Genomic DNA, 24,145 nt, shown 5'->3' with positions numbered 1-24,145 from the left:
GGTTTCGTACACATCGAGAGTAGAGCACATTCAGCGAAACGGCAACGTTTCGCTGAGGAGGGAGACCAGGCATGCGCAGTGGCGTGTTCGAGGCCGACGAGGCCGGGCTGTACTACGAGGTGCGCGGTACCGGCCCGGCGCTGTTGATGATCAGCGGGGCCGGGGGAGACGCCGGCTATTACTCCGGCATCGCCGAGATCCTTTCCGACGCTTTCATGGTGATCTGCTACGACCGGCGCGGCAACTCGCGCAGTACCGGCCGGTCAAAGACGCCGATGGACCTCGCCGTGCAGGCCGCCGACGCCCGCGCCCTCATCGACGGCCTGGCCGGCGGGCGGGCGCTGGTGTTCGGCAACAGCGGGGGCGCGATCATCGGACTCACCCTGGCCGCGCTGCACCCGGAGACGATGGCGGGCCTCATCGCCCACGAACCGCCCGCCGTGAACGTCCTGCCCGACGGCGACCCCGATCGCGGCTTCTTCGCCGAGATGGCCGCACTGTACGAGCAGGGCGGGGCACCCGCGGCGGGCCGCCGGTTCGCGGAGACGACCCGCGGCGAGGGCACGTACCGCTGGCCCGGCGACCTCTGGAAGCGGTTCCTCGGCAACCAGGACCACCTCTTCGGCACGGAGTGGCCCGGCTTCGCCGGCTTCCTGCCCGACGTGACCGCGCTCAAGTCGGCCCGGCTTCCTGTGGTGTTGGGCGCGGGTGCGGAGGATCGCGGTACGTACTACGCGCGCCCGTCGATCGAGATCGCCCGGCGCATCGGGGTGCCGTGGGCCGAATTCCCCGGCATCCACATGGAGTTCCTGCGCAACCCCGACCGATTCGCGGCGGTGGTACGGGTGTTGGCGACGCAGATGCACAGCCGGGAGGGTGATGTGCCGGAGCTCTGGGAGGGTGGTGCTCGGTGAGAGCTCTGGGAGGGCGGGGCTCAGTGCGAACCGAGCAACTCCGCGACCAACACCCGCCGCAGCCAGGCCCGGTAGGCGTCCCGTGTCCAACCCCGGCGCCTGCGCAGGAGTTGATGCATGTGCGGTGAGGCGAGGGCGTAGAGCGTGTCGGCGGCGGTGCGCGCGTCGAGGCCCGGGCGAAGGGCTCCGCGCTCCTGAAGTGCCGTGGCCAGGGCGAGATGCACGCCGTACGTCGCCTCGGCACCGGCGTCCGCGGACGCCCGCATGTCCGGGTCGGCGCCGGCCGCCTCGACGGTCACCATGATCAGGTCGCCGGCGCGCTCCAGCAGGTCGGTCGTCTGGTCGACGGCACGGCCGATCGCACGCTCGGAATCGGTCTCGTCCCGGATCGCCAGGGTCTCGGGGCGCTCCGGGACGGCGACCGGCTCCTCGTCACCGGCGATCGCGACGCCGAGGGTGTGCCCGAACAGGGCCGCCTTGGTGGGGAAGGCGTCGTACAGCGTGCGCTCACCGACACCGGCCAGCGCCGCCACTTCCTTCATGTGCGTGCCGGTGTATCCCGACTCCGTGAACAGCCGGGCGGCCGCTTCCCTGATGCGGGCGCGGGTCGCCGCTGCCGCCTCGGCGCGCTTGGCCGAGCGGTAGGGCCGCTTCTGGTTGCTCTTCTGGTTGACGGGGTCGGGCATGGGGAGGAGTCTAGAAGCAAATCGTCGCAGTCGTACTGCGGTGAAATGAGCCAGGGCGATGAGGAGTGTGGGTGTCATGCCGGAGCTCGCCGGAATCCATCATGTGAAGCTGCCCGTCACCGACCTCGACCGCTCGCGCGACTGGTACGGCCGCGTGCTCGGCTTCAAGGTCACACACGAGTTCGCGGACGCGGAGGACGGCGTCGTGCGCGGAGTGGCGGGGGAGGTTCCCGGGCTCGGTGACTCGATGCTCTGTCTGCGCGTCAACTCCGAGGCGGCGCACGGGTGTCAGGGCTTCGACCCGGTCAGCTTCGCGGTCCGGGACGGCGCCGACGTCGAGGCCTGGGCCGCCCACCTGGACACGCTCGGCATCCCGCACTCGCCGGTGATCGAGGCGTCGATCGGCTGGCTGCTGGTGTTCAACGACCCGGACGGCCTCGACCTGCATCTGTACAGCTGGGCGGCGCACGGGATCGATCACGGGGGCATCGCGGGGTACGGCAGGCCGGTTGTCTGAGCGGGGCGCGGTGCCTGCGCCGGGATCCTGGGCAGGGCGCGGTGTATGCCTTGGCCGGCATATAACCACAGAGGCGTACAGGACGACACCTCGCACCCCACCCCGAAGGACTGATCCACCATGTCCGTCGACCTCACCGGTACCTACCTGACCTTGGACGACGGCCGCCCCGCCGTCCGGTTCAGCCGCACCTACGACCAACTCCTCGACCGCGTCTGGCAGTTCGTGACCGACCCCGACGAACTTGCCCAGTGGTTCCCCTCGCGCGCCGAGTTCGACCTGCGCCCCGGCGGCACGGTCACTTTCAGCGGCGACCCCAACATGCCGGAGTCGACCGGCCGCGTCCTCGCCGTCGAGGCACCCCGGAACCTCTCCTTCGAATGGGGCGGCGACGAGCTGCACTTCGACCTGGAGGAGGTCGAGGAGAAACGCACCCGCTTCACGCTCACCAACGTCCTGAGCGCCGCGAACACCGCGTCCCGCAACGGCGCCGGCTGGGAGGTCTGCCTGACGGCGCTGGACGCGAAGGCCCACGGTGCGCGCGTCGAGGGACCGCATGCCGGGGCCGGTGCGTCCTGGAAGGCGTTCTACGACGGCTACTTGGCGGCCGGGATCCCCTCCGGCGCGCCCGTGCCCCGCTTGGGCTGACCTGTCCCGGGCCTGGACTGCCCTGTCACGCCATCTGTCGCCGCACCAGCTCGTGCAGCCGACCACCCGTGTCCGCCAACAGCTGTGCGGGCGGCCCCTGTTGGGCGACCTTGCCGTCCTCCATGACCACGACACGATCCGCGTCCAGCACCGTCGACAGGCGATGCGCGATGACGATCCGGGTGGCGTTGAGGGCCTTCGTGCTCTCGATCACCGTGCGCTGGGTCTCGTTGTCCAGGGCGCTGGTCGCCTCGTCGAAGAACAGGATGCGCGGCCGGCGGATCAACGCCTGCGCGATCATGAGGCGTTGACGCTGACCGCCCGACACCGCGCCGCTGCCCGCGACGATGGTGTGCAGGCCCATTGGCATCCGCCTGATGTCCTCGGCGAGCCCCGCCATCTCGGCCGCCGCCATCGCCTCCTCCGGGGTGTACGGCTCGGTGCCGCAGATGACGTCCAGTACGGAACCGGTGAACGGCTGCGCGTGCTGGAGCACGACCCCGCACTGCCGCCGCACCGCCGACTGGTCGAGGGCGCCCAGATCCTGGCCGTCGTAGAGGACGCTGCCGGAGACCGGTTTGTCGAAGCCGATGAGGAGTCGCAGCAGGGTGGACTTGCCGCAGCCGCTGGGGCCGACGATCGCCACGAACTCGCCCGCGCGGACCTCGAAGGACACGTCGTCGAGGACGAGGGGGCCGTCGTCGGCGTACCGGAAGGACACCCGGCGGGCCTCGATCGCGCCGGAGAGCTGACCGGGGCGCGTGCTCCCGGTGCGGACCTCGGGGGCCGCGTCCAGGACCGGCCTGATCTCCTCGAAGAGGGGGAGTGCGGAGACCGCGGAGACGAAGGCGCCGGTCAGGCTGGTGACGGAGGTCAGCAGCATCGTCACCGAGGTGTTGAAGGTGAGGAAGGAGGACGCCGACATCGACCCGCGCGCCGGGCCCGCGAGGAGCATGAACATCAGGAGGGTGCAGACAGGTAGATACACCGCGCCCATCACCGTGGTGAGGTTCTTGATCCGGCCGACCTTCTGCTGCAACTCGCGGCTGCGCGCGAACTCGGACGCCCAGGCCGCGTAGGCGTAGTTCTCGGCCGCCGCGACCCGCAACTTCGGTAGCCCGCGCAGCGTTTGGAACGCCTGGTTGTTCAGCTTGTTGCCGAGCACCACCAGCTTGCGCTGCCAGCGCACCTGCCACAGGCCGAGCCCCAGGAACGCGGCCGCGATCACGACGAGCATGCCGATCGCCGCGAGCGCCATCGAGGGGCTGTACCAGAACAGCAGGCCCAGGTTCATGGCGCCGACCGTCACCGACTGGGCGACCACCGGGCCAACTCCCGCCAGTAGGCGGCGAATTGAGCTGATGCCCATCGCCGCGCTCGCCAGTTCACCCGTCGAGCGTTCGGTGAAGAACTTCGTCGGCAGCCGCAACAGGCGGTCCCAGACGGCCGGTTGGAGCGTGGCCTCGATACGGCCCTCCAGGCGGAGGATGGTGAGGTTCTCCAGCAGCATGAAGGCCGCGGCGACCACGCTGGTGACCATCACGGCAAGACAGACCTGGACGATCAGTCCCGTCTGGGCCTTCGGCACGAACTCGCCGAGCACCTTGCCCGTCGCGATCGGCACCAACGCCCCGATCGCCACCGTCACCAGCCCGCTGATCAGCAGGTTCGACAGGTCGCTGCCGGTGCCCTGCATGCTGAAGCGCAGCAGCCTGAGCGGGCTGAGTCGGCGCTCGGGCAGTGGACGGTAGAACATCACCGCGCGCGGCTCGAACTCCTCCGCGTTCGCCTTCTCGATCGGTGTCTCGCGGCCGGTCGCCGGATGTACGGCGACGTAGCCGCCGCGTCGCCAGAGCAGTGCGACCGGTGCTCCGGACAGGGCCCGATGGCCCACTAGCGGGCCGACGTTGTCACGCCACCAGCGTCCGTCGAGCCGTACGGCACGCACCCGGACCCGTGACGCGAGGGCTATGCGTTCGACCGGGTCGAGACGGTCGCTCTCGCTGCCGCTCTGCGCGGGCTCGGCGAGGGGGATGCCGGCCGCCTCGGCGACCAACTTGCAGGCCGCGTACGACGCGTCGGCGTCCGCGGCCGTCGTGCGCCGCGCCGAGGACTTGCCGATCGACGCCAGGAGTGTCCGGTCGGCCTGCGCGCGGACCGCCTCACCGGCCTTGATACCGGCGGCGGTTCGTGTCTCATGAGTGCGCTCCAGCTGCTCGATCCACTTGTCCAGCGTGGACAACAGCCGGTACTGCTGGTCGACCATGCCCTGCCAGACACCCGGGTCCATCAGGAGATCGGCCGCCGCCTCGGCGCCGTACATCGAGCCGTACTGCACGCTGCCCGGGGGCACTTGCATCCAGAAGACGTCGTCGTCCGTGAGCGCGGCGGCCCGTTCGGAGGCCATCGGCGCCTGGAAGAGGATGGAGAGACCGCGGCCCACGCCGAGGGCGAGGGCGTATTCGAGCGGGCTCGAAGTCGGGGGAACGTACTGGGGGTTGCCGTACTCGTCGTACGACCAGGTCTGGGTGTTCGCGGGCTGGTACAGCTCACGCAGGTTGATGCGGTGCACCACGCAGTCCCGCAACGGGCGTGCCACCAGCGTGTGTTGGGGCCCTGTGACCGGGCCGAGCAGCAGCGAGCCCGCCTCCAGCCGGCCGAGGTGGTGCCAGTGCCCCTGCTGTACGGCGTCCACCGCGAAGAGGTCGATGGCCCCCGACGCGACCAGCCACAGCACCTGCGGGCCTTCGAGGTCGAGGCGGTTGAGCCCGGCGCAGTCCATCGGCGTGCCCAGGGCTCCCAGCGCGCCGAGGACCAGGTCGCCCTCGTGAACGGACGTCATCTCACCGCTCCTTGACCAGCGTGGCGTACGCGCCGCCGGCCGCCACCAGGGCGTCGTGCCGCCCTCGTTCCACGATCGTGCCGTGTTCGAGGACGACGATCTCGTCGCTGTCGCGCACCGTGCTGAGCCGGTGTGCGATCACCACGCAGGCGCAGCCGCGCTTGCGCAGGTTGTCCATCACGACCAGCTCGGTCTCCGCGTCCAGGGCGCTCGTCACCTCGTCGAGGACCAGGATGCTGGGCCTGCGCACCAACGCCCGTGCGATCTCCAGGCGTTGACGCTGACCGCCGGAGAAGTTGCGCCCGTCCTGCTCGACCCGGCTGTGGATGCCACCGGGCCGTCGCATGACCACGTCGTACAGGGCCGCGTCCCGCAACGCGTCCGTCACGGCCTCGTCCGGGATCGACGGGTCCCACAGCGCCACGTTGTCGCGGACCGAGCCCTCGAAGAGGAACACGTCCTGGTCGACGAAGGACACGGAGGCGGCGAGAGCGCCGCGCGGGATGTCCTCAAGGCGGTGGTCGTCGATGCGGATCACGCCCTCCCAGGGCGTGTAGAGGCCCGAAATCAGCCTGGACACCGTTGACTTGCCGCTGCCGGAGCCGCCGACGAGTGCCACCTGCTGCCCCGGTCCGACCGTCAGCGAGAAGCCGGTGAGGAGGGGCTTGTCGAGCGGGCTGTAGCCGAAGGTGATGTTCTCCAGCTCGACGTGTCCCTGCAGTCGGCGGGTCGAATCGGCGCCGCCGGCACGGGAGTAGAGGGGATCGGCCTGGAAGTTCTCGACGTCCTTGAGTCGGGCCACGTCGGCCGCGAAGTCCTGGATGCGGCCCGCGACGCCGTTGAGCCGGGTGATCGGTGCGGTGAAGCGGGTGACCAGGGCCTGGAAGGCGACCAACAGGCCGACGGAGATGTGTCCTTCGACGGCCCGCATGCCACCGATCCACAGGATCAGCGCGCTGTTGAGCGAGGCGAGCGTCGGAGCGACCACGCCCAGCCAGGCGCTCGGCACACCGAGTCGCTGCTGTTCCTCCAGGGTGGTCGCGTGCTGTCCGGCCCACTTGCGGAAGTAGCCGTCCTCGCCGCCGGTCGCCTTCATCGTCTCGATCAACTGGAGCCCGGTGTACGCCGTGTTGGTGAGCCGGGCGCTGTCGGCGCGCAGTTTCGCGGTACGCGTGGCGCGCAGCCGGATGACGACCCGCATCGCCACCACGTTCAGCAGGGCAACACCTATGCCCACGTAGGTGAGTTGGGGGTCGTATGTATAGAGGAGGAACGCGTAGAGCACCACGACCACCGCGTCCACGCCCGCCGCCGAGAGGTCACGGGCCAGGGTCTCTGCGACGGCGTCGTTCGACTGGAGGCGTTGCACCAGGTCGGCCGGGCTGCGCTGGGAGAAGAACGTCACCGGCAGCCGCAGCAGATGGCGCAGGAAGCGGGCGCTGGAGAGCGTGGAGGAGATGATGCGGCCGTGCAGCAGGTTCGCCTGCTGGAGCCAGGTCAGTGCCAGCGTGAGCAGGACGCATGTCCCCATCGACGCGAACAGGACGCCCAGCAACGACGTCTGACCGCCTATCAGGAACATGTCGATGTAGGTCCGGCTGAGCGCGGGCATCGCCGCGCCGACCAGGACCAGCAGCAGACTCGCCAGCACAGCGGCGGGCATCGTGCCCGCGGTGCCGCGCAGCCGGGCCGGCATCGCGCCCAGGACGCCCGGCTTGCGCCCGCCCTTCTCGAAACCGTCGCCCGGCTCCATGACCAGGACGACACCGGTGAAACTGGAGTCGAAGTCCTCCATGGGCACGAACCGGCGGCCCTTGCCGGGGTCGTTGATGAACACCCCGCGCCGGCCGAAGCGGCGCCCCATGCCGTCGTAGACGACGTAGTGGTTGAACTCCCAGAACAGGACCGCGGGCGACCGCACCTCGGCGAGGGCGGCCGTGTCCATCTGCATGCCCTTGGCCGTGAGGCCGTAACTGCGCGCCGCCTTCAGCAAGTTGCTGGCGCGGGAGCCGTCCCGGGAGACGCCGCAGGCGATGCGCAGTTCCTCCAGCGGGATGTGGCGGCCGTAGAAGCCGAGGACCATCGCGAGGGAGGCGGCGCCGCACTCCACGGCCTCCATCTGGAGGACGGTGGGTGAACGGACCGTCTTCGCGCGGCCCTTGGGCACCGGGCGCTTCGGTGGGGCGGAGCGGCGCCGGGAGCGGGTGTCCTGTGCGGGGCTCATGGCAGCAGCCAATCGAGGGGGCGCTGATCGGCCAGCCGGATCGAGGCCGAGGCCATGGTCATGGAGGTGAGGGCGAAGGGGGGTCCGTCCTGGGACGACCACTTGTAACCGCTCTTCGTCCGCGCCGACTTGTCGAGTTTCACCAGTACGGCCACCGGCCTGCCCTTCTTGGTGAACTGCTCGCCCAGCTGGCTGTCCCCGAGGAACGCGGCGATCTGCTGCGCCGACTCGGCGGACCGGTCCACCGCCTTCACCCGGCCGCGCAGCACGCCGTACGTCTGCGTCGGCACCGACGAGACGGTCAGGTCGACGGCGGCGTTCGCGGGGATGGTGGCCGCGTTCTCGGCGGGGACGTACACCGTCGCGTACAGCGGGTCGGTGGCGTGCGCGACCTTCTCCACGGCGGCGACGTTCGCGCCGGTCTGGATGATCTGGCCGATGGTGGCGGCGAGCGCGGTGATGCGGCCCGCGGCGACCGTGCGCACGACGGCGTCGCCGTCGCTCGAACGGACCTTGAGGACGGGCGAGTTGGCGGGCAGCCGCTCGCCCTCCTCCGCGAGGACGGCGGTGACCTGTCCGGCCACGGGACTCTGCAGGATGTAACTGCCCTCCCCGTGCGTGAGGATGGCGGACGCCCCGACCGTGGACGCCACGGAACCGGTGACCGCCCAAACGGACGCGGCGGCCACCACGACCACCGTCACGGTGAGCACGAGCCAGCCCTGAGGACGCGCGAAGCGCACCGGAAGATCGAGCTCTTCGGGCGACTGGAGCTTGGCGAGGGCCTGTTGGCGGAACTGCACGGGACTTCCCTCACCTAGGGGAGAGATCTTTTACGGCACCCGAAATCCCGGAGCCGGGAAACGGCTCCGGGACTCGGTCAAACAAGGTGCGATCAGAGACCGGCGACCAGGTTCGTGACCGGGGTCACGTTCAGGCCGGTGACACCCTCGACGGTGCCGACGACCGTGTCGACCAGGCCGGAGACCGGGGCGATGCCGTCAACCACACCGGTGACGGTGCTGAGGGCGTTCAGGGACAGGCCGCCGGAGACGTTGTCGAGCTCGGCGTCGGAGATCTCGACGGTCTGAACCTGGGGGGTGGAGTTCATGATGGAACTTCCCTTCATATGGATATTCACAAGGGGGGAGCGGCCCCCTCTGGGGACAGACGACGGCCGCGACCGCAGGCGCCGGGCGCCGTTTCCGGAGCCCTATCGGCTCCTGCGGTGCGATGGATCAAAGCACGCTGCGGACGGACGCAGCCAATCAAACTCCCGTCCCACCAGGGCACTTGAGCCCCAGGGGACGCGAACCGTGCAGGCGTGGGCACGAGGTGTCGGCGAGTTCTTCACACGCTGCACGGCATCGCTCCGCGGGAGGGGTTGCGGCGCCGAAGCGGAATCGGGCACTCCCCACCAAAGGCGTTCGCGGGGGCGTGTGCATGTGCAGATCTGTGGAGTCCAGTGACTTGGTTGGGTACGCGCTGTGCAGATTCCCTGAAGTGAGGATTCCGCTCACTGTTCTCGACTGACCGTCACCGACCGGTCGCGTTCCGTGTCTGTTCGGGACTGTGTCGGGAGTGCGCGAACCGGCCCCGTCCGCGAGCAGGTTTGAGCGGCACCGATTCGATCAAGACATCCGCCCGCTCGCCGCATACCCGACGGAGCGGGGCCGCAAGGCCGCCGGCACTGGCCCGCAGCCCCTTCGGACCCCTGCGAGGTCAGGGCTTGCACATGGCCGATTCCCGGTTTTGTAAAGGAAGTTGGGAAACGGAATTGAACGCCCCACGTGACACGTGCGTATCAACGGGCATCCAGGCGCCCCCCATAAGCCGCCGCCCGGCGGTACAGACCCCGGTCCCCAGGAGGTCGAGAAGTTTGAGTCACAAGCGAATTCCGAAGCGCAAGGTCGCGATAGCAGTGGGCGGTGTCGCCGCACTCGGAGCGGCGGCGATCCTGCTGCCGAACGCCAACGCGTCCCAGGACAGCTCGGCAGGCGCCGCCACCCCCAAGACCCTCAAGGCGACGGGCGCCTCCGACCTCTCCTCGCAGATCGCCGGACTGCTCGGTGACGCCTTCGCCGGGTCCTACTACGACAGCGCCACGCAGCAGCTTGTCGTCAACGTGATCTCGGGCGACAACAACAATGTGGTCGTGCAGGCGGAGAAGGCCGGCGCCAAGGTGCGCGAGGTGCAGAACAGCACCGCCGAACTCACCGCCGCCGCGCAGGTGTTGAAGACCAAGGCCACCGTCCCCGGTACGGCCTGGTCGGTCGACCCGAAGACCAACAAGATCCAGGTCCTCGCGGACAGCACCGTCACCGGCTCCAACTGGGACACCGTGCTGTCGACGGTCAAGAGCCTCGGTACCGACATGGCCACCGTCAAGAAGACCGCCGGCTCCTTCAAGACGCTGGTGTCGGGCGGCGACGCCATCTTCGCCCAGACCGACCAGGGCGGCGTGCGCTGCTCCCTCGGCTTCAACGTCACCGCGAGCGACGGCACCCCCGCCTTCCTGACCGCCGGACACTGCGGCGTCGCGGCGAAGCAGTGGTCCGACTCGCAGGACGGCGCTCCGATCGCCACCGTCGACCAGGCCACCTTCCCCGGCAACGACTTCTCCCTCGTGAAGTACGACGACCCGGCCACGCAGACCACGAGCGACGTCAACGTGGGCAACGGCCAGACCGTCCAGATCACCCAGGCCGAGGACGCCACGGTCGGCACGCAGGTCTTCCGGATGGGTAGCACCACCGGTCTGCACGACGGCACGGTCACCGGACTCGACGCGACCGTCAACTTCCAGAGCGAGACCGACCCCAACGGTGTCGACACCGTCAACGGCCTCATCCAGACGGACGTCTGCGCCGAGGCGGGTGACAGCGGCGGCTCGCTCTTCACCCAGGACGGCGGCGCGGTCGGCCTCACCTCGGGCGGCAGCGGCGACTGCACCAGCGGCGGCGAGACCTTCTTCCAGCCGGTCACCGCCGCGCTCACGGCGACCGGGGCCACCCTCGGCGACGCCGGTGCGGGTGCCGGTGCGGGCGACACCGCCACGGCGGACCCGTCGGCGACCGCGGCCGACCCCTCCGCCACCGACGGCACGGGCGACCAGTCCGGCGCGGTCGACCCGTCGGCCACCGACGGCACCGGTGACCAGTCCGGAGCCGTGGACCCGTCCGCGACCGACGGTACCGGCGACCAGAGCGGAGCCGGCGACGTGTCCGGCGACGGAACGGGCACCGGAGCCGACGACGGCTCCTCGCTCACCTCCAGCCACTGATCCGACCCCTTCCATCAGGTCGGCGGTGGATCGGTCCGGCCCTCCGGCGGGAGGGCCGGACCGCCTTGCGTGTACGTCATTCCGGTCCCGGTTCCCGGGCCCGCAGCAGAAGCAGCGCCACGTCGTCGATCCGCTCCTGCGCCGCGGCGCTGTGCCGCACCAGTTCGTCGGCGATCTCCTCCAGCGGCAAGTCCCCTGCCGCTGCGAGGCGTTGCCCCAGTTCGGCCAGGGCGTCCTCGATGTCGACGCCGGGGGACTCGATGAGCCCGTCGGTGTAGAGCGCGAGAACGGAGCCGGGTGCGAAGTCGACCTCCGTCGTCGGATAGACCGCGTCGGCGTCGATGCCCAGCAGCGGACCGCCCGCCAGATCCAGCACCCGTACCCGCCCGTCCGGACGGCGCAGCAACGGCGGCGGATGCCCGGCCCGCGCCATCACAGCCGTACCGCGCGCGGGATCGAGCCGTAGATACAGACAGCTCGCGAACAGCTCGGACCCGAGGTCGATCAGCAGCCGGTTGGTGCTGCGCATGACCTCCGCCGGTGGCTGACCGACCGTCGTGTACGCACGGACGGCGGTGCGGATCTGCCCCATCAGCCCGGCCGCGGTCACGTTGTGCCCCTGCACGTCACCGATCACCGCCGCCAGGCCCTCGGAGGTCACCAGGTCGTAGAAGTCGCCGCCGATCTCCATGCCCTGTGTGGCCGGCAGATAGCGGGCGGCGGCCTCGATGCCCGGCAGCGGCGGCAGCGAGTGCGGCAGCAGTGCCGCCTGCAACCCGTGCGCCAGCTGGTTCTTCGCGTCGTAGAGCTGCGCCCTCTCCAGTGCCTGCGCGATCAGCCCGCCCAGACTCGTCAGCACGGCCCGCTCGTCCGCGGGGAAGACCTGCGGCTCGGCATAGGCCAGCACACAGGTGCCGACCGGGCGCCCGGACGCGATCAACGGCAGATACGCCCAGGCCGCGAAACCGTCGGGCGTGGAGTGCCGGCTCGGATACAGCCGCTCCAGCTCCCGCCGTGACTCGAAGAACGCGGGTACACCGCTGTTCAGCGCGGCCGTCCCCGGTGTCGACCCGGTCAGCGCCATCCCGTCGAAGCGCTCCACGACCTGGGGGTCCGGATAGCCGCGGTGCCCCAGCACATGCAGGCGCCCGCCCCGCGAACCCAGGACGACCAGCGCCTGGCTGCCCACCGCCGGGGCGACCTCGTCGGCGATCAGCTGCACCACGTCCTCCACCCCGACCGCCTCGGTGAGCGCTCCGGCCAGGCTCAGCACCTGCGAGATGGTCACAAGGCGCGACGGCCCTGCACCCGGCTCAGGTGCCGCACGGCCCAGCTCCGCGACCGCCCGTGCCCGGCTGATCCGCACGCTCAGCCCGGTCGTGTTCGGATACAGCCGGAACGACAGCCACTCGCCCGGCGGCCGCAGCGCCACGAACGACGTGACCTGCTGACTGAGCAGCGCGGCACGGTAACGGTCCTCGTACACCGGGTCGTTGAGCCAGGACACCGACGCCCACAACTGGGTGCCCAGCAGTCCGCTCACCGACATGCCGAGCAGTTCCCCGGCCGCCGCGTTCGCGAAGCCGACCCGCCCGTGCAGATCCAGCGAACACAGCCCGTACGGCAGCCGGGCCACCATCCGCGCCGCCTCGACCGTGCCCAGCGTCCCGGCCACACTCGTCGCGGGCCCCGTCGCGAGCAGATCGGGCTCCGCGCGCACCGGCCGGCGCTCTTCGACGGCCCGCTCCAGCCGGACCGCGAGCCGGTCGCAGGCGGTGGTCAGCTGCTCGCGGTCCCGGTCGGACAGCACCGGCGGATGCGAACCGGGCCAGGTCACGAAAACCGAACCGTAGACAGTGGAGGCCGTGGCCACGGGCACGGCGGCCAGCGCGAAGGGGTACGGCAGCACGACCGCGATGCGCGGATAGCGGCGGGCCATGTCCTCCTCGCCGCCGACCCAGATCAGCCGCCGCTCGCGCACCGCCTCGGCGACCGGGATCGGCGCGCTCAGCCCGACCCGCTCCCAGGGCGCGGCGAAGGCGCGGGGCAGTCCCGCCATCACGGCCATCTCCAGCACCGGCTCGTCGGGCGTCAGCAGATACACCGCACCCGAGTGCGCGTGGACGCCGTCCATCATCGCGGCCAGCGCGAGGGACAGCATCGGCCGGCCGAGCGGCGTCTGCCGGGACGCCTGCGTATCGGACACGCCGACCACCTCCTCGCCCGGCCGTGCGGTCCTGGTCCCAGGGATCAGGCTCCACCCTGGGGGCCGGACGCGCACGGCGAGGGATGGCCCCGGCCGGCCGGGGCCATCCGGTCCCTCATCTCCACGGAACGGTCACAGGGGCTGCGCAGTCGCTGTATAAGCGCTGTAATTGCGGACGTGGTCAGTGAGGGCGCTGAGGGTCGCGGAGCGAGAACGCTGCGTGCCGAACTTGCCCTCAAAACGCTCACCGTCGATCTCGACTCCCGCGAACGGCTGCGCCGCGTCCTCGAACAGGCCCTCGTCTTCGCCGGTGCGAGCTTCGCCGGGGTGTACACGTCCGGCGGCGACGCCGACCTGCTGTGCCTGGTCGAGTCGGTCGGTGTGCCGCGGACGCTGTACGGGCTGCGCGACGGCTATCCCGCGTCCGGGGGATCGCCGGTCGCCGAAGTCCGGCTGACCGGGCGTGCGGTGTGGCTCGGTCCCGAGGAACTGGCCGCCGGTGGTGACGCGCGTCGGCTGCCGTCGGGGGAGTTCCATCTGGCGGCCCTGCCCGTGCGCGGGGATCAGGGCAGCGGCTGTCTGCTCGCGGTGAGCGAGCGATCGGCCGGCTTCGGCACCGACGACCGCGTCTGCCTCACGCTGATCGCCGAGGCGGTCGCGATCCCGGTCCCGGCCGAGGCCATGGCGGGCGAGGAACTGCCCGCGGGCTCGTTCGACCTGGCCATGGACACCGGGCGGGTCGAGGTCGGCGGCGACATCCTGGCCCTCTTCGGACTCGGCCCGGACGACTTCGACGGCAAGGTCGAGACCCTGCTCGGGCTGACCGTGCCGGAGGACCTGCCCTCGCTGATGTCCGTCGTCGAGGCCGACCACATGGCCATCGGCGACCGCGAGCTGGAGTTCCGGGTGCTGCAGCCCTCGGGACCGCCGAAGTGGCTGCGGCTGCGCGGCCGGCTCCTGCCCGGCGGCGACGGCCGCCCGGCCCGCCTCGTCGGCACCGTGGGTGACGCCTCCCAGCTGCGTTCGGGCGTCAACGACGTGGCCCGCGTCCAGCGCCTCGCCGCCGCGCTCGCCATGGCCGGCACGGTCCGCGACGTCAGCCAGGCCGTGGTCGCCGCCCTGCGCAAACCGCTGCGCGCCGACCGCATCGCGCTCGCCGAACTGGAGGGCGACCGGCTCGTCGTCACCGTCCTCGACCCGCCCGAACCGGAAGCCTGGCCCGAGCTGTGGCGCCAGGAGTGGCGCAGCGAATGGCCCGACGCACCCGTGCGCACCATGCCCACTCTCGCCGCCGCCCTGAGCGAGGGCCGCGCCGCGATCTGGCCGGCGGGGACCGACCTGGAACCCGCTCTCGCCGAGGTCGGGCCCGGTGGCCTCGCCGTCCTGCCGTTGTCCGCCGGCGGCCGGGTGTCCGGCGCCTGTCTGATCGGCTGGGACGACCCGCACGTCTTCGGCCCCGACGAACGCGCCCTGCTCACCGCCTCCGCCGGCCTCGCCGGACAGGCCCTGATGCGCGCCCACGCCTTCGACGCCGAGCACGAACTCGTCGGCATGCTCCAACGCCAGCTGCTGCCGCGCCGCCTGCCGAAACTCCCCGGCGCGGTCGCCGTCGCCCGCTATCTGCCGACGACGGCGGGCCTGGAGGTCGGCGGCGACTGGTACGACGTGATCCCGCTGCCCGACAACCACGTCGCCCTCGTCATCGGCGACGTCCAGGGCCACAACGCGGGCGCCGCCACCCTCATGAGCCAGATGCGCACCGCCCTGCGCGCCTACGCCGTCGAGGGACACCCGCCGGACGTGGTCGTCTCGCACGCCAACCGGCTCCTCATGGACCTGGAGACGGACCTCTTCGCCACCTGCTGCTACGTCGACGTCAACCTGGAGGAGGGCTCCGCCTGGTACGTGCGGGCCGGCCATCTGCCGCCCGTCCTGCGTCACCCTGACGGCGGCACCGAGATCCCCGACGCGGACGGCGGCCCGCCGCTCGGCGTCGTCACGCAGGCCGACTTCCCGATGAGCCCGCTGAGGCTCCAGCCCGGCACCGTCATCGCCCTCACCACAGACGGCCTCGTGGAGTCCAAGGAGGCCGACATCGACGAGGGCATCGACCGCCTCGCCCACGGCCTCGCCGTCTCCGACCCCGCCCACCTCGGCCTCGTCGCCGACGCCCTGCTCGGCAACGCCCGCCGCGACGACGACGTAGCCCTGCTCCTCATGCGCTACGACGGCCTCGCCACCCGGCCCCGGCGGGAGAACTGGACGGTGTGGCGCGTCCCCGAGGCGGCCCGGCACGCGCGCCGCTTCACCAAGCGCACCCTGCGCGTCTGGGGTGTCACCGAGGAGACCGACGTCATCCTCCTGGTCGTCTCCGAGCTGGTCACCAACGCGCTGGTGCACACCGACGGACCGGTCCGGCTCGACCTCACCCTCGTCAACCGCCGGTTCCGCGTCGCCGTCGCCGACTCCTCGCCGCGCACCCCGGTCAAACCGACCAGCATCGGCTGGGAAGCCACCGGTGGCCGCGGGATCCTCCTCGTCGAGGCCATGTCGGCGGCCTGGGGCACCGTGCCGGTGAGCGGCGGCAAACAGGTCTGGGCAGAGATCGCACTCGACGGATAGACCGCCGCACGGGTGCCTGCGGGGCGCGCGGCGGCAGGTCGGGGCCGCCGCGCGCGCTCGCCGTGATGGGGTGCGTGCTTGTGGCACACACCTTCGAAGAGCTGGTCGAGAAGCAGCGCGCGGCCCAGGCGGCACGCGCCCGGGTCCAGGAGATGCGCGACTCCCTGGGAGCCCCCGCCCACGAATCCTGGACGGAGACCGAGACCGACACCTACGAGACCGCCTGGCGGGCCTGGCGCGACCTCGCCCGGGACGCCCAGGCCGCGGTGAACGAGTACGCGAAGGACGAGGGCCTCGACCGCGCCGGGGTCGAGGCGGACGTACAGCGCACAGCGGGCGATAGCACCGGCTCGGACACGGATTAGACACCTCGGTGCCCACCTATCGTTGGACTGTCGTAACAAACGAACAAGGGGAGGAACGATGAACGTCCCGGTATGACGCTAAGGTGAAGCGATGAAGGCTCTCGTTCTCTCCGGCGGCACTGGATCCCGCCTGAGGCCGATCACACACACATCGGCAAAACAGCTCGTCCCGGTGGCCAACAAGGCCGTCCTTTTCTACGGGCTCGAATCGCTCGCCGACGCGGGCATCACCGAGGTCGGCATCATCGTCGGCGACACCGCGGCGGAGATCGAGGAGGCGGTGGGCGACGGGTCGAAGTTCGGCCTGCAGATCACCTACATCCCGCAGGACCGTCCTCTCGGACTGGCCCACGCCGTTCTCATCGCGCGCGAGTACCTCGGCGACGACGACTTCGTGATGTATCTCGGTGACAACTTCATCGTCGGCGGCATCACCGGTCTCGTCGAGGGCTTCCAGTCCAACAAGCCCGACGCGCAGATCCTCCTCACCCACGTGCCCGACCCCCGCTCCTTCGGCGTCGCCGAGCTCAGCGAGTCCGGCCAGGTCATCGGCCTGGAGGAGAAGCCGGAGCACCCCAAGAGCGACCTCGCCCTGGTCGGTGTCTACCTCTTCACGCCCGCCATCCACGACGCCGTGCGCGCCATCAAGCCGTCCTGGCGCGGCGAGCTGGAGATCACCCACGCGATCCAGCAGCTGATCGACGACGGCGCCGACGTGCGCTCCTCGGTCATCCACGGCTACTGGAAGGACACGGGCAACGTCGTCGACATGCTCGAGGTCAACCGGACCGTCCTGGAGAGCATGGACCGCCGCATCGACGGCGAGGTGGACGACGCCTCCGAGACCATCGGCCGCGTGGTGATCGAAGAGGGCGCGCGCATCGAGCGCTCACGCATCGTCGGACCCGTCATCATCGGGTCCGGAACCGTGGTGAGCGACTCCTACGTCGGACCGTTCACCTCGGTCGCGGAGAACTGCCGGATCACGGACAGTGAGCTGGAGTTCTCCATAGTGCTGCAGGACTCGTCCATCGCCGGGGTGGGCCGGATCGAGTCCTCGCTCATCGGCAAGCACGTCGAAGTGACCCCCGCTCCGGGGGTACCCAGCGCCCACCGCCTCGTTCTCGGAGACCACAGCAAGGTGCAGATCCGTTCATGAATCTCCTCGTCACCGGCGCCGCCGGCTTCATCGGTTCCACGTACGCCCGCATGCTCCTCGCCTCGGACGCGCCCGACGCGCCCCGCATCACGGTGCTGGACAAGCTCACGTACGCCGGCACGCTCGACAACCTCGACCTCGAGCACCCGCGCCTCGACTTCGTCCAGGGCGACATATGCGACGCCGAACTGGTCGACAAGCTGATGGCCGAGGCGGACCAGGTGGTCCACTTCGCGGCCGAGTCCCACGTGGACCGCTCGATCAACGGCGCCGCCGACTTCGTCCGCACCAACGTGGTGGGCACCCAGGTCCTGCTCGACGCCGCCCTGCGGTACAGCGTGCCGTTCGTGCACGTCTCCACCGACGAGGTCTACGGCTCCATCGAGACCGGCTCCTGGCCCGAGACCCACCCGCTCGCGCCGAACTCGCCGTACTCCGCGTCGAAGGCATCCTCCGACCTGCTCGCCCTGGCCTACCACCGCACCCACGGCCTGGACGTGCGCGTCACCCGGTGCTCGAACAACTACGGGCCGCACCAGTTCCCCGAGAAGGTCATCCCGCTGTTCGTCAGCAACCTCCTCGACGGCAAGAAGGTGCCGCTGTACGGCGAGGGCCTCAACGTCCGCGACTGGCTGCACGTCGAGGACCACTGCCAGGGCATCGAGCTCGTGCGCACCAAGGGCCGGGCGGGCGAGGTCTACAACATCGGCGGCGGCACGGAACTCAGCAACAAGGAGCTCACCGGTCTGCTGCTCGAGGCCTGTGGCGCGGACTGGGACCGGGTCGAGCGCGTCGAGGACCGCAAGGGCCACGACCTGCGCTACTCCGTCGACTGGTCCAAGATCCACGACGAACTCGGCTACTCCCCGCAGCACGACTTCACCGAGGGGCTGGCCGACACCGTCGCCTGGTACCGCGACAACCGCGCCTGGTGGGAGCCCCTCAAGGCCCGGGTGGAGCGTGCCTGATGAAGTGGCTGGTCACCGGAGCCGGCGGGATGCTCGGCCACGACGTGCTGGAGGAACTCGCCCGCCGCGGTGAGCAGTTCGTCGGTCTCGACCGCAGCGCCCTGGACATCACCGACCCCGCGTCGGTGGACCGGGCGTTCGCGGAACACCACCCCGACGTGGTGGTCAACTGCGCGGCGTACACCGCCGTCGACGACGCCGAGACCGACGAGGAGCGGGCCCTTCTCATCAACGGCGAGGGGCCCCGGCTCCTCGCCCGCGCCTGCGCGGCGGCGGGCGCACGGCTGGTGCACGTCTCCACCGACTACGTCTTCGACGGCGAGGCCCGTAGCACGCCGTACCCGGAGAATCACTCCACCGCCCCGCGCACCGCGTACGGCCGTACCAAACTCGCGGGCGAGCAGGCCGTGTTGGCCGAACTGCCCGGTAACAGCGCGGTTGTCCGAACGGCTTGGCTGTACGGAGCCTGTGGGGGTAACTTCGTCCGCACAATGATCGAGCTGGAGGCACGTCGCGACACTCTCGACGTCGTCGACGACCAGCGCGGTCAACCGACCTGGACCGCCGACGTCGCCGTGCGGATCGCCGATCTCGGCGAGCGCATCGGTCAAGTCGAAGGCGCGCACGGGGTGTTCCACGCGACCAGCTCCGGTGAGACCAGCTGGCACGGTCTCGCACAGGAGGTGTTCCGGCTCATCGACGCCGATCCGGAGCGTGTGCGCCCCACCACGAGCGCGGCCTTCGTCCGTCCCGCGCCCCGCCCCGCCTACAGCGCCCTCGGGCACGAGCGGTGGCGGGAGGTCGGCCTGGAACCGCCAAGGGACTGGCGGTCAGCCCTGCACGAAGCACTTCCGCATATCCGCAAGGAGATTTCTTCGTGAAACGTCATGAGTTCCTGCGGGGGCTCCACAAAGCAACAGCGAACCGCAACTACCTGGAGATCGGCGTCAACGACGGCCGCAGCCTGACGCTCTCCCGGGTACCCAGCGTCGCGATCGATCCCGCGTTCAAGGTGGTCACGGAGATCCGCTGTGACGTCCACCTGGCCAAGGCGACCAGCGACGACTTCTTCGCCCGGGACAACCCGCTGGTGCATCTGCGGGGCGGCCGCCACCCGCTGCGTCAACTGGCCCGCAACCGCAGCCCGTTGGGCTGGTGGCGGACCACCACGCTGGACCTGTCGTTCATCGACGGCATGCACCTCTTCGAGTACGCGCTCCGCGACTTCATCAACGTGGAGAAGCACTCGGACTGGGCCAGCGTCATCGTCTTCGACGACATGCTGCCGCGCAGCATCGACGAGGCGGCGCGGGACCGGCACACCGACGCCTGGACCGGTGACGTCTACAAGCTGGTCGAGATCCTCGCCCGCTACCGTCCCGACCTGGTGACGGTCCTGGTCGACACCCAGCCCACCGGCCAGCTCGTGGTCTTCGGCGCCGACCCCAGCAGCACCGTCCTCAAGGACAAGTACGACGAGATCATCGCCGAGTTCGAGGTCCCGGACCCGCAGAAGGTGCCCGAGGCGATCCTGGAGCGCACCACCGCGGTGAAGCCCGAGGCGCTGCTCGGCGCCGGTTTCTGGGGCCCCCTCGCCACGGCCCGCAACCGCGGGACCAAGCGGTCCCGCGGCTGGGAGCCCCTGCGCCGCTCGGTGGAGCAGCTCAGCGTCAGCCGCTGACCTGCCCACCGCGCAGTCGCTCGTAGTAGGCGGAGCAGTCCGCGTAGGACGGAAGAAGTCCTGACTGCTCCGCCTCTGCCAGTGTCGGCGCCTCGGCGTCCTTCTCCGACAGCACCGGCTCGAAGCCCTCGGGCCAGGCGATGCCCAGCGCGGGGTCGAGCGGGTTGATCCCGTGCTCACGTCCCGGCGAGTAACCCGTCGAACACAGGTACACCACCGTCGCGTCGTCGGTGAGGGCCATGAACGCGTGCCCCAGCCCCTCCGCGAGGAACACGGAGTGGTGGGTCTCGTCGTCCAGCCGTACGGCCTCCCACTGACCGAACGTGGGAGAGCCGACGCGGATGTCCACGATCACGTCGAGGACGGCGCCGCGCACGCACTTCACGTACTTGGCCTGGCTCGGCGGTACGTCGGAGAAGTGCACACCGCGCACCACGCCCCGCCGCGACACCGAGCAGTTGGCCTGCGCCAGGTCCAGGTCGTACCCGGTGGCCTCGCGGAACTCCGCACCGCGGTACCACTCGTGGAAACTGCCCCGGTCGTCAGGGAAGACCTTGGGTTCCAGGACCCAGGCGCCTTCTATACCCAGTGCTCGCACGTTCTTCCGTCCTCCATGGCTTGCTTGCGTGGTGCTACTTGTTCAGGGCGCGCTTCAGCTTGCGCGCCACCCGGCGGGCCAGCCCCGGCTTGGGCTTGGCGGCCACCGGCTTGGGCGCCGGCGTCGACTGGGCGGGCTTGGGGGCGGCCTTCGGGACCGCCTCCACCCGGACACCGCCGGCGTCACCGGTCAGCCGCACCGGCAGCGCCAGGAAACGCTGCCCGGTGGCGGCCGGAGTCAGGCACACCGACGCGTTCCACGCCAGGTCCTTCAGCTCGGCGGCGGGCACCTCGGCGGCCAGTCGGGCACCGGAGGACTCGGGGGAGACCACACCGGGCACGTCCAGGGTCGTACCGGACGACTTGTGGGTCAGGCGCAGCAGTACGTCGGTGGTGGCCGGGACGTAGAAGGGGAGCAGGACGCCGACGCGGGCGCCGGTGACCGTGAAGTCCTCGGGCTTGAGGTCGGCGAGGCCGAGGCGCTTGCTCGCCTTGTCGATGTCCAGCGAGAAGTTGCCGTGCGGCTCCGTGTAGTACGGGAGCATCACCTGGCCGGCGACGACCCCGGCGTGCCCGGCGTTCTCGCCGTGCTGCGGGACCGGGCCGAGGCGGCACTCCTTGTTCCAGGAGCCGATGACGACACGGACGTAGGTGTCCCAGAGGCCGGCGTCGAGCGGGGTGCCGACCGCAGCGGTGGCCGGGTCGATGGTGGCCGTCGCGTGCAGCACCAGGCGGACGCCGTCGCCGTCGGCGACCGTCTCGTGCGAGATCTGCACGGGCTGGAAGTGCGAGGCGGCGCTGGTGCGTTCGCGGACGACGAGGTCGGCCGTCGCCTTCTTGAAGTTCGCGGTGGCGTCGGCCGTGAGCATGGCGGTCGCCTCGGCGAGGGTCTTCGGCTCCGGGTGCTTGGGCGCGGGGGCGCCCTTGGCCTCGAAGACCGCCGGCTTGCCGTCGATGACGAACTCGGCCTTGTAGTGGACGAGCAGCTTGCCGTCGCGCCACTCGATCTCGCCCGGGACCGCCGTCGGCTTGAGGGAGGCCTCCCACTCGGCGAGCTCGACGAGGTCGTCGTAGCGGTCGGCGGCGGCGAGGGCCGCGACGACCCGCAGCCGCGGGCCGAGACCGGCCGCGACACCGGGGCCGAAGCGCTCGGTCATGACACCGCGGATCTCCTTGAGGAGTTCGCGGCGGTAGTCGTCGGGGACCTTGAGCAGCCGGCCGCCGCCGAGGCGCTCCATCATCTCGACGCGCAGCCAGCGGCGGAAGATCTTGTCGCGGGCCGGACCCGGCTCGGTGTACTTCTCGACGACGTCGAGGGCCTCGCGCAGGTTCTTGAAGTAGCCGACGGGGTCGAAGCGCTGGAAGCCGGCGTTCGCGGCGTCCTCGCGCTTGATGTGGTAGTAGCAGACGTAGTCGCTGAGCACGGCGACGTTGTCCGCGGCGAGGTAGGCCTCCGTCACGAAGACGTGGTCCTCCAGGCGGCGACGCCCCTCGGGGAACCGCAGGTTGATGCGGTCGAGGAACGCGCGGCGGAGCATCTTGTGCGGGGTGAGGCTGTCCATCAGCGGCGCGGTCTCGACCGACGCGTGCGGGTAGTTCTTGCGGAACAGCTCCACGGGTACGGCGCGGCCCTTGCCGGCCATCTTGCCGACGATGACGTCGGCGCCGTTGGCCACGCCGTACTCGTACATCCGCTCCAGGGCCTCGTCGCCGAGGTAGTCGTCGTTGTCGACGAACATGACGAACTCGCCCTTGGAGGCGGCGATGCCGACGTTCCGGGGCTTGCCCGACCAGCCGGAGGCCTCCTGGTGGATCACATGCATGTGGGGGTGCTCGGCGGCGATCTCGTCGAGCCGCGCGGGCGTGCCGTCCGTCGAGCCGTCGTCGACGAAGATCGCCTCGTACTCGTCGTTAGGCAGCGACTGCCTGAGCAGAGAGGAGATGCAATCCTCGATATAAGGCCCTGGGTTGTAGACAGGGACGACGACACTGACCTTGACCGACATCCGGCTTCTGGCCCCCTTGTTTGTGGTGCGCGTTGCCCGATACGGAACGGCGCGGTGGGCTGATGCTAACCCGGTCCGTCTCTATGCCGCCCATTGGGCTGGTGTTGGGCAACGGTTAACCCGCAGGAGACCTACGTCAGCTCACGTCGTGGGTCTTGGCCAGAAGTTCCAGGACCTCGGCGGACGTGCCCGTCTCGCCCAGACGCGGAAAGATCCGCTCGATGCTGTGGGCGTGCGACACGGCGTCCAGGTCGCTCATCGCGTCCGTGGCCAGGGTCACGTGATAGCCGTGCTCGTGGGCGGCACGGGCGGTCGACTCGACGCCGATGCTGGTGGCGATGCCGGTCAGCACGATCTGCGTGACACCGCGCCGGCGCAGCTGTACGTCGAGGTCGGTGCCGTGGAAGGCGCCCCAGTTGCGCTTGATCACCTGGATGTCGCCGGGGTGTCCGGCCAGTTCGTCGACGATGACGTCCCAGCCCTCGGGGCGGGCCGCGCCGCCGCCGCGCTGCTGCGCGGTACGGCCGGGCACCGCGTCCGCGCCGTCGGCCGCGAAGGTGACCCGGACCAGGACCACGGGAAGGCCGGCGGCCCGGAAGGCGTCGGCGAGCTCGACGGTACGGGCGACGACCTCGGGACCGCTGTACGGCTGCGTCGGGGCGCCGACGATGCCGCCCTGGAGGTCGATCACAACGAGGGCGGTACGCGGGTCGAGGGTGGTGAGTGTCATGGGGGGAGGCCTTTCAGGGGTTGCGGGGGCTCACGTGGTCTTCGGGGTGAGGGTGCGCAGGGAACGGTTCAGTACGGAACCGAGCACCATCGGCGCGATCAGGCGCCGGTCGAAGCCGCTCGGCGCGGGATGTGCGGTCCGTGGTGCCTGGGTGAGCTTCGGTATCACTGCTCCGACAGCCGTTCCAACAACGTCAGCGCGTCGAGGACGGTCCGCCGCTCCCGCTCCGTGTACCGGTCCTCGAAGGCGCGCGCCAGCCACTCCTCGCGGACCTGCCGGTTGTCCTCGATCCGCTCGCGGCCCGCTTCGGTGAGCGTGACGAGCTGTCTACGGCCGTCCTCGGGATCGGGACTGCGCCGGATCAGCCCGTGCTGGTCGAGGGCGGCGAGGGTGGCGGCCATCGACTGCGGCCTGACCCCCTCGGCGGACGCCAGGGCGCTGGCCGTGGCCGCGCCGTGCTTGCCGACGAGCGTGAGCGCCGACTCCTGCGACGGAGTGAGGTCCTCGTCCGCGGCGACCTCACGCAATCTGCGCCGCAGCCGACTGAACACCACCCGCAGATCGCGGGCGGAGCGGGCGGCGGTGTCGGAGATGCCCGCGGGTGTCCCGGTGCGCTGGTGATCCATGCCCTCACCGTAAGACTCTCAGGTGAGACTGTCCAGGTGAAACTGCACAGTCTCACCTGAAGATATGCGGG

The 24,145-nt window shown here is 70.4% G+C and carries 21 protein-coding genes; 10 read left to right on the top strand and 11 right to left on the bottom strand.

Translation table 11 applies throughout. The annotated features are described in order from the left end of the window. Nucleotides 1-71 precede the first annotated feature (71 nt). The gene (locus OO70_RS15170) at nucleotides 72-914 is read left to right on the top strand and encodes an alpha/beta fold hydrolase (protein WP_051741259.1); all 843 of its coding nucleotides are present in this window, start codon (nucleotides 72-74) and stop codon (nucleotides 912-914) included. Nucleotides 915-934: 20 nt separating this feature from the next. Here the strand turns inward: OO70_RS15170 and OO70_RS15165 are convergent, their stop codons facing one another. Next, entirely contained in the window at nucleotides 935-1,600 is a 666-nt protein-coding gene (locus OO70_RS15165; protein ID WP_043670123.1) for a TetR/AcrR family transcriptional regulator, read from the bottom strand. A gap of 76 nt (nucleotides 1,601-1,676) precedes the next feature. Here OO70_RS15165 and OO70_RS15160 point away from each other — a divergent pair, with 76 nt between their 5' ends. Together OO70_RS15160 and OO70_RS15155 are read left to right on the top strand one after the other, a co-directional pair. Further along, nucleotides 1,677-2,117 (top strand): VOC family protein, encoded by a 441-nt coding sequence (locus tag OO70_RS15160; protein ID WP_043670121.1) that lies wholly within the window; start codon nucleotides 1,677-1,679, stop codon nucleotides 2,115-2,117. Nucleotides 2,118-2,237: 120 nt separating this feature from the next. Then, the gene (locus OO70_RS15155) at nucleotides 2,238-2,765 is read left to right on the top strand and encodes an SRPBCC family protein (RefSeq protein WP_043670119.1); all 528 of its coding nucleotides are present in this window, start codon (nucleotides 2,238-2,240) and stop codon (nucleotides 2,763-2,765) included. Nucleotides 2,766-2,790: 25 nt separating this feature from the next. On the opposite strand, the gene OO70_RS15150 is transcribed toward OO70_RS15155, so the two are convergent. The 4 genes from OO70_RS15150 to OO70_RS15135 form a co-directional block, all read right to left on the bottom strand. After that, nucleotides 2,791-5,607: an NHLP bacteriocin export ABC transporter permease/ATPase subunit gene (locus tag OO70_RS15150; protein ID WP_043670117.1), complete on the bottom strand. Its 2,817-nt coding sequence runs from the start codon at nucleotides 5,605-5,607 to the stop codon at nucleotides 2,791-2,793. A 1-nt stretch (nucleotide 5,608) separates the two neighbouring features. Then, on the bottom strand, nucleotides 5,609-7,831 hold the full coding sequence (locus OO70_RS15145; RefSeq protein WP_043670115.1) for an NHLP family bacteriocin export ABC transporter peptidase/permease/ATPase subunit: 2,223 nt from the start codon (nucleotides 7,829-7,831) through the stop codon (nucleotides 5,609-5,611). After that, nucleotides 7,828-8,634 carry an HlyD family efflux transporter periplasmic adaptor subunit gene (locus OO70_RS15140; RefSeq protein ID WP_043670111.1) on the bottom strand — a complete coding sequence of 269 codons (807 nt, stop codon included), beginning with the start codon at nucleotides 8,632-8,634 and terminating at the stop codon, nucleotides 7,828-7,830. Before OO70_RS15140 ends, OO70_RS15145 begins: the two co-directional genes overlap by 4 nt. Nucleotides 8,635-8,726: 92 nt before the next feature. After that, on the bottom strand, nucleotides 8,727-8,942 hold the full coding sequence (locus OO70_RS15135) for a hypothetical protein (RefSeq protein WP_043672476.1): 216 nt from the start codon (nucleotides 8,940-8,942) through the stop codon (nucleotides 8,727-8,729). 768 nt (nucleotides 8,943-9,710) lie between these two features. On the opposite strand from OO70_RS15135, the gene OO70_RS15130 reads away from it, so the two are divergent. After that, the gene (locus OO70_RS15130; protein ID WP_199827315.1) at nucleotides 9,711-11,114 is read left to right on the top strand and encodes a S1 family peptidase; all 1,404 of its coding nucleotides are present in this window, start codon (nucleotides 9,711-9,713) and stop codon (nucleotides 11,112-11,114) included. A 76-nt stretch (nucleotides 11,115-11,190) separates the two neighbouring features. Here the strand turns inward: OO70_RS15130 and OO70_RS15125 are convergent, their stop codons facing one another. Beyond that, entirely contained in the window at nucleotides 11,191-13,329 is a 2,139-nt protein-coding gene (locus OO70_RS15125) for a SpoIIE family protein phosphatase (RefSeq protein WP_043670108.1), read from the bottom strand. Between the two features lie 168 nt (nucleotides 13,330-13,497). Between OO70_RS15125 and OO70_RS15120 the strand changes: the two genes are divergently transcribed. The 6 genes from OO70_RS15120 (at nucleotide 13,498) to OO70_RS15095 (ending at nucleotide 20,115) form a co-directional block, all read left to right on the top strand. Beyond that, nucleotides 13,498-15,942, top strand: a complete 2,445-nt coding sequence (locus tag OO70_RS15120; RefSeq protein WP_043670105.1) for a SpoIIE family protein phosphatase — start codon at nucleotides 13,498-13,500, stop codon at nucleotides 15,940-15,942. 80 nt (nucleotides 15,943-16,022) lie between these two features. Then, on the top strand, nucleotides 16,023-16,307 hold the full coding sequence (locus OO70_RS15115) for a hypothetical protein (RefSeq protein WP_043670102.1): 285 nt from the start codon (nucleotides 16,023-16,025) through the stop codon (nucleotides 16,305-16,307). A gap of 91 nt (nucleotides 16,308-16,398) precedes the next feature. Next, nucleotides 16,399-17,466 carry a glucose-1-phosphate thymidylyltransferase gene (locus OO70_RS15110; protein ID WP_043670098.1) on the top strand — a complete coding sequence of 356 codons (1,068 nt, stop codon included), beginning with the start codon at nucleotides 16,399-16,401 and terminating at the stop codon, nucleotides 17,464-17,466. Then, entirely contained in the window at nucleotides 17,463-18,434 is a 972-nt protein-coding gene (gene rfbB, locus OO70_RS15105) for a dTDP-glucose 4,6-dehydratase (RefSeq protein WP_043670095.1), read from the top strand. Before OO70_RS15110 ends, rfbB begins: the two co-directional genes overlap by 4 nt. Further along, a complete protein-coding gene (rfbD, locus tag OO70_RS15100) occupies nucleotides 18,434-19,315 on the top strand; it encodes a dTDP-4-dehydrorhamnose reductase (protein WP_043670090.1) in 882 nt (293 codons plus the stop codon). The genes rfbB and rfbD overlap by 1 nt, the downstream gene beginning before the upstream one ends. After that, a complete protein-coding gene (locus tag OO70_RS15095) occupies nucleotides 19,312-20,115 on the top strand; it encodes a class I SAM-dependent methyltransferase (protein WP_043670087.1) in 804 nt (267 codons plus the stop codon). Before rfbD ends, OO70_RS15095 begins: the two co-directional genes overlap by 4 nt. Here the strand turns inward: OO70_RS15095 and rfbC are convergent. The 5 genes from rfbC to OO70_RS15075 form a co-directional block, all read right to left on the bottom strand. After that, nucleotides 20,105-20,713 carry a dTDP-4-dehydrorhamnose 3,5-epimerase gene (rfbC, locus tag OO70_RS15090; protein WP_043670084.1) on the bottom strand — a complete coding sequence of 203 codons (609 nt, stop codon included), beginning with the start codon at nucleotides 20,711-20,713 and terminating at the stop codon, nucleotides 20,105-20,107. The genes OO70_RS15095 and rfbC overlap by 11 nt on opposite strands. 34 nt (nucleotides 20,714-20,747) lie before the next feature. Beyond that, nucleotides 20,748-22,718, bottom strand: a complete 1,971-nt coding sequence (locus OO70_RS15085) for a glycosyltransferase family 2 protein (RefSeq protein WP_043670081.1) — start codon at nucleotides 22,716-22,718, stop codon at nucleotides 20,748-20,750. Nucleotides 22,719-22,854: 136 nt separating this feature from the next. Beyond that, nucleotides 22,855-23,448: a hydrolase gene (locus OO70_RS15080; RefSeq protein ID WP_043670078.1), complete on the bottom strand. Its 594-nt coding sequence runs from the start codon at nucleotides 23,446-23,448 to the stop codon at nucleotides 22,855-22,857. A 30-nt stretch (nucleotides 23,449-23,478) separates the two neighbouring features. Beyond that, nucleotides 23,479-23,616: a hypothetical protein gene (locus OO70_RS54605; RefSeq protein WP_158711479.1), complete on the bottom strand. Its 138-nt coding sequence runs from the start codon at nucleotides 23,614-23,616 to the stop codon at nucleotides 23,479-23,481. Further along, nucleotides 23,613-24,074 (bottom strand): MarR family winged helix-turn-helix transcriptional regulator, encoded by a 462-nt coding sequence (locus tag OO70_RS15075; RefSeq protein WP_043670075.1) that lies wholly within the window; start codon nucleotides 24,072-24,074, stop codon nucleotides 23,613-23,615. The genes OO70_RS54605 and OO70_RS15075 overlap by 4 nt, the downstream gene beginning before the upstream one ends. Nucleotides 24,075-24,145: the final 71 nt, after the last annotated feature.

This window comes from Streptomyces xylophagus (assembly GCF_000716435.1).
GTDB lineage: Bacteria > Actinomycetota > Actinomycetes > Streptomycetales > Streptomycetaceae > Streptomyces > Streptomyces xylophagus.
The sequence above is the reverse complement of the archived record's forward strand: the minus strand, read 5'-3'. Positions and strand labels throughout refer to the sequence as shown.

What these genes read in the sequence shown, in the direction of transcription:
- OO70_RS15075 (WP_043670075.1), bottom strand. Translation starts at nt 24,074, where the DNA reads ATGGATCACCAGCGCACCGGGACACCCGCGGGCATCTCCGACACCGCC.
- OO70_RS15155 (WP_043670119.1), top strand. Translation starts at nt 2,238, where the DNA reads ATGTCCGTCGACCTCACCGGTACCTACCTGACCTTGGACGACGGCCGC.
- rfbD (WP_043670090.1), top strand. Translation starts at nt 18,434, where the DNA reads ATGAAGTGGCTGGTCACCGGAGCCGGCGGGATGCTCGGCCACGACGTG.
- OO70_RS15160 (WP_043670121.1), top strand. Translation starts at nt 1,677, where the DNA reads ATGCCGGAGCTCGCCGGAATCCATCATGTGAAGCTGCCCGTCACCGAC.
- rfbB (WP_043670095.1), top strand. Translation starts at nt 17,463, where the DNA reads ATGAATCTCCTCGTCACCGGCGCCGCCGGCTTCATCGGTTCCACGTAC.
- OO70_RS15085 (WP_043670081.1), bottom strand. Translation starts at nt 22,718, where the DNA reads ATGTCGGTCAAGGTCAGTGTCGTCGTCCCTGTCTACAACCCAGGGCCT.
- OO70_RS15080 (WP_043670078.1), bottom strand. Translation starts at nt 23,448, where the DNA reads ATGACACTCACCACCCTCGACCCGCGTACCGCCCTCGTTGTGATCGAC.
- OO70_RS15145 (WP_043670115.1), bottom strand. Translation starts at nt 7,831, where the DNA reads ATGAGCCCCGCACAGGACACCCGCTCCCGGCGCCGCTCCGCCCCACCG.
- OO70_RS15150 (WP_043670117.1), bottom strand. Translation starts at nt 5,607, where the DNA reads ATGACGTCCGTTCACGAGGGCGACCTGGTCCTCGGCGCGCTGGGAGCC.
- OO70_RS15170 (WP_051741259.1), top strand. Translation starts at nt 72, where the DNA reads ATGCGCAGTGGCGTGTTCGAGGCCGACGAGGCCGGGCTGTACTACGAG.
- OO70_RS15110 (WP_043670098.1), top strand. Translation starts at nt 16,399, where the DNA reads ATGAAGGCTCTCGTTCTCTCCGGCGGCACTGGATCCCGCCTGAGGCCG.
- OO70_RS15135 (WP_043672476.1), bottom strand. Translation starts at nt 8,942, where the DNA reads ATGAACTCCACCCCCCAGGTTCAGACCGTCGAGATCTCCGACGCCGAG.
- OO70_RS15165 (WP_043670123.1), bottom strand. Translation starts at nt 1,600, where the DNA reads ATGCCCGACCCCGTCAACCAGAAGAGCAACCAGAAGCGGCCCTACCGC.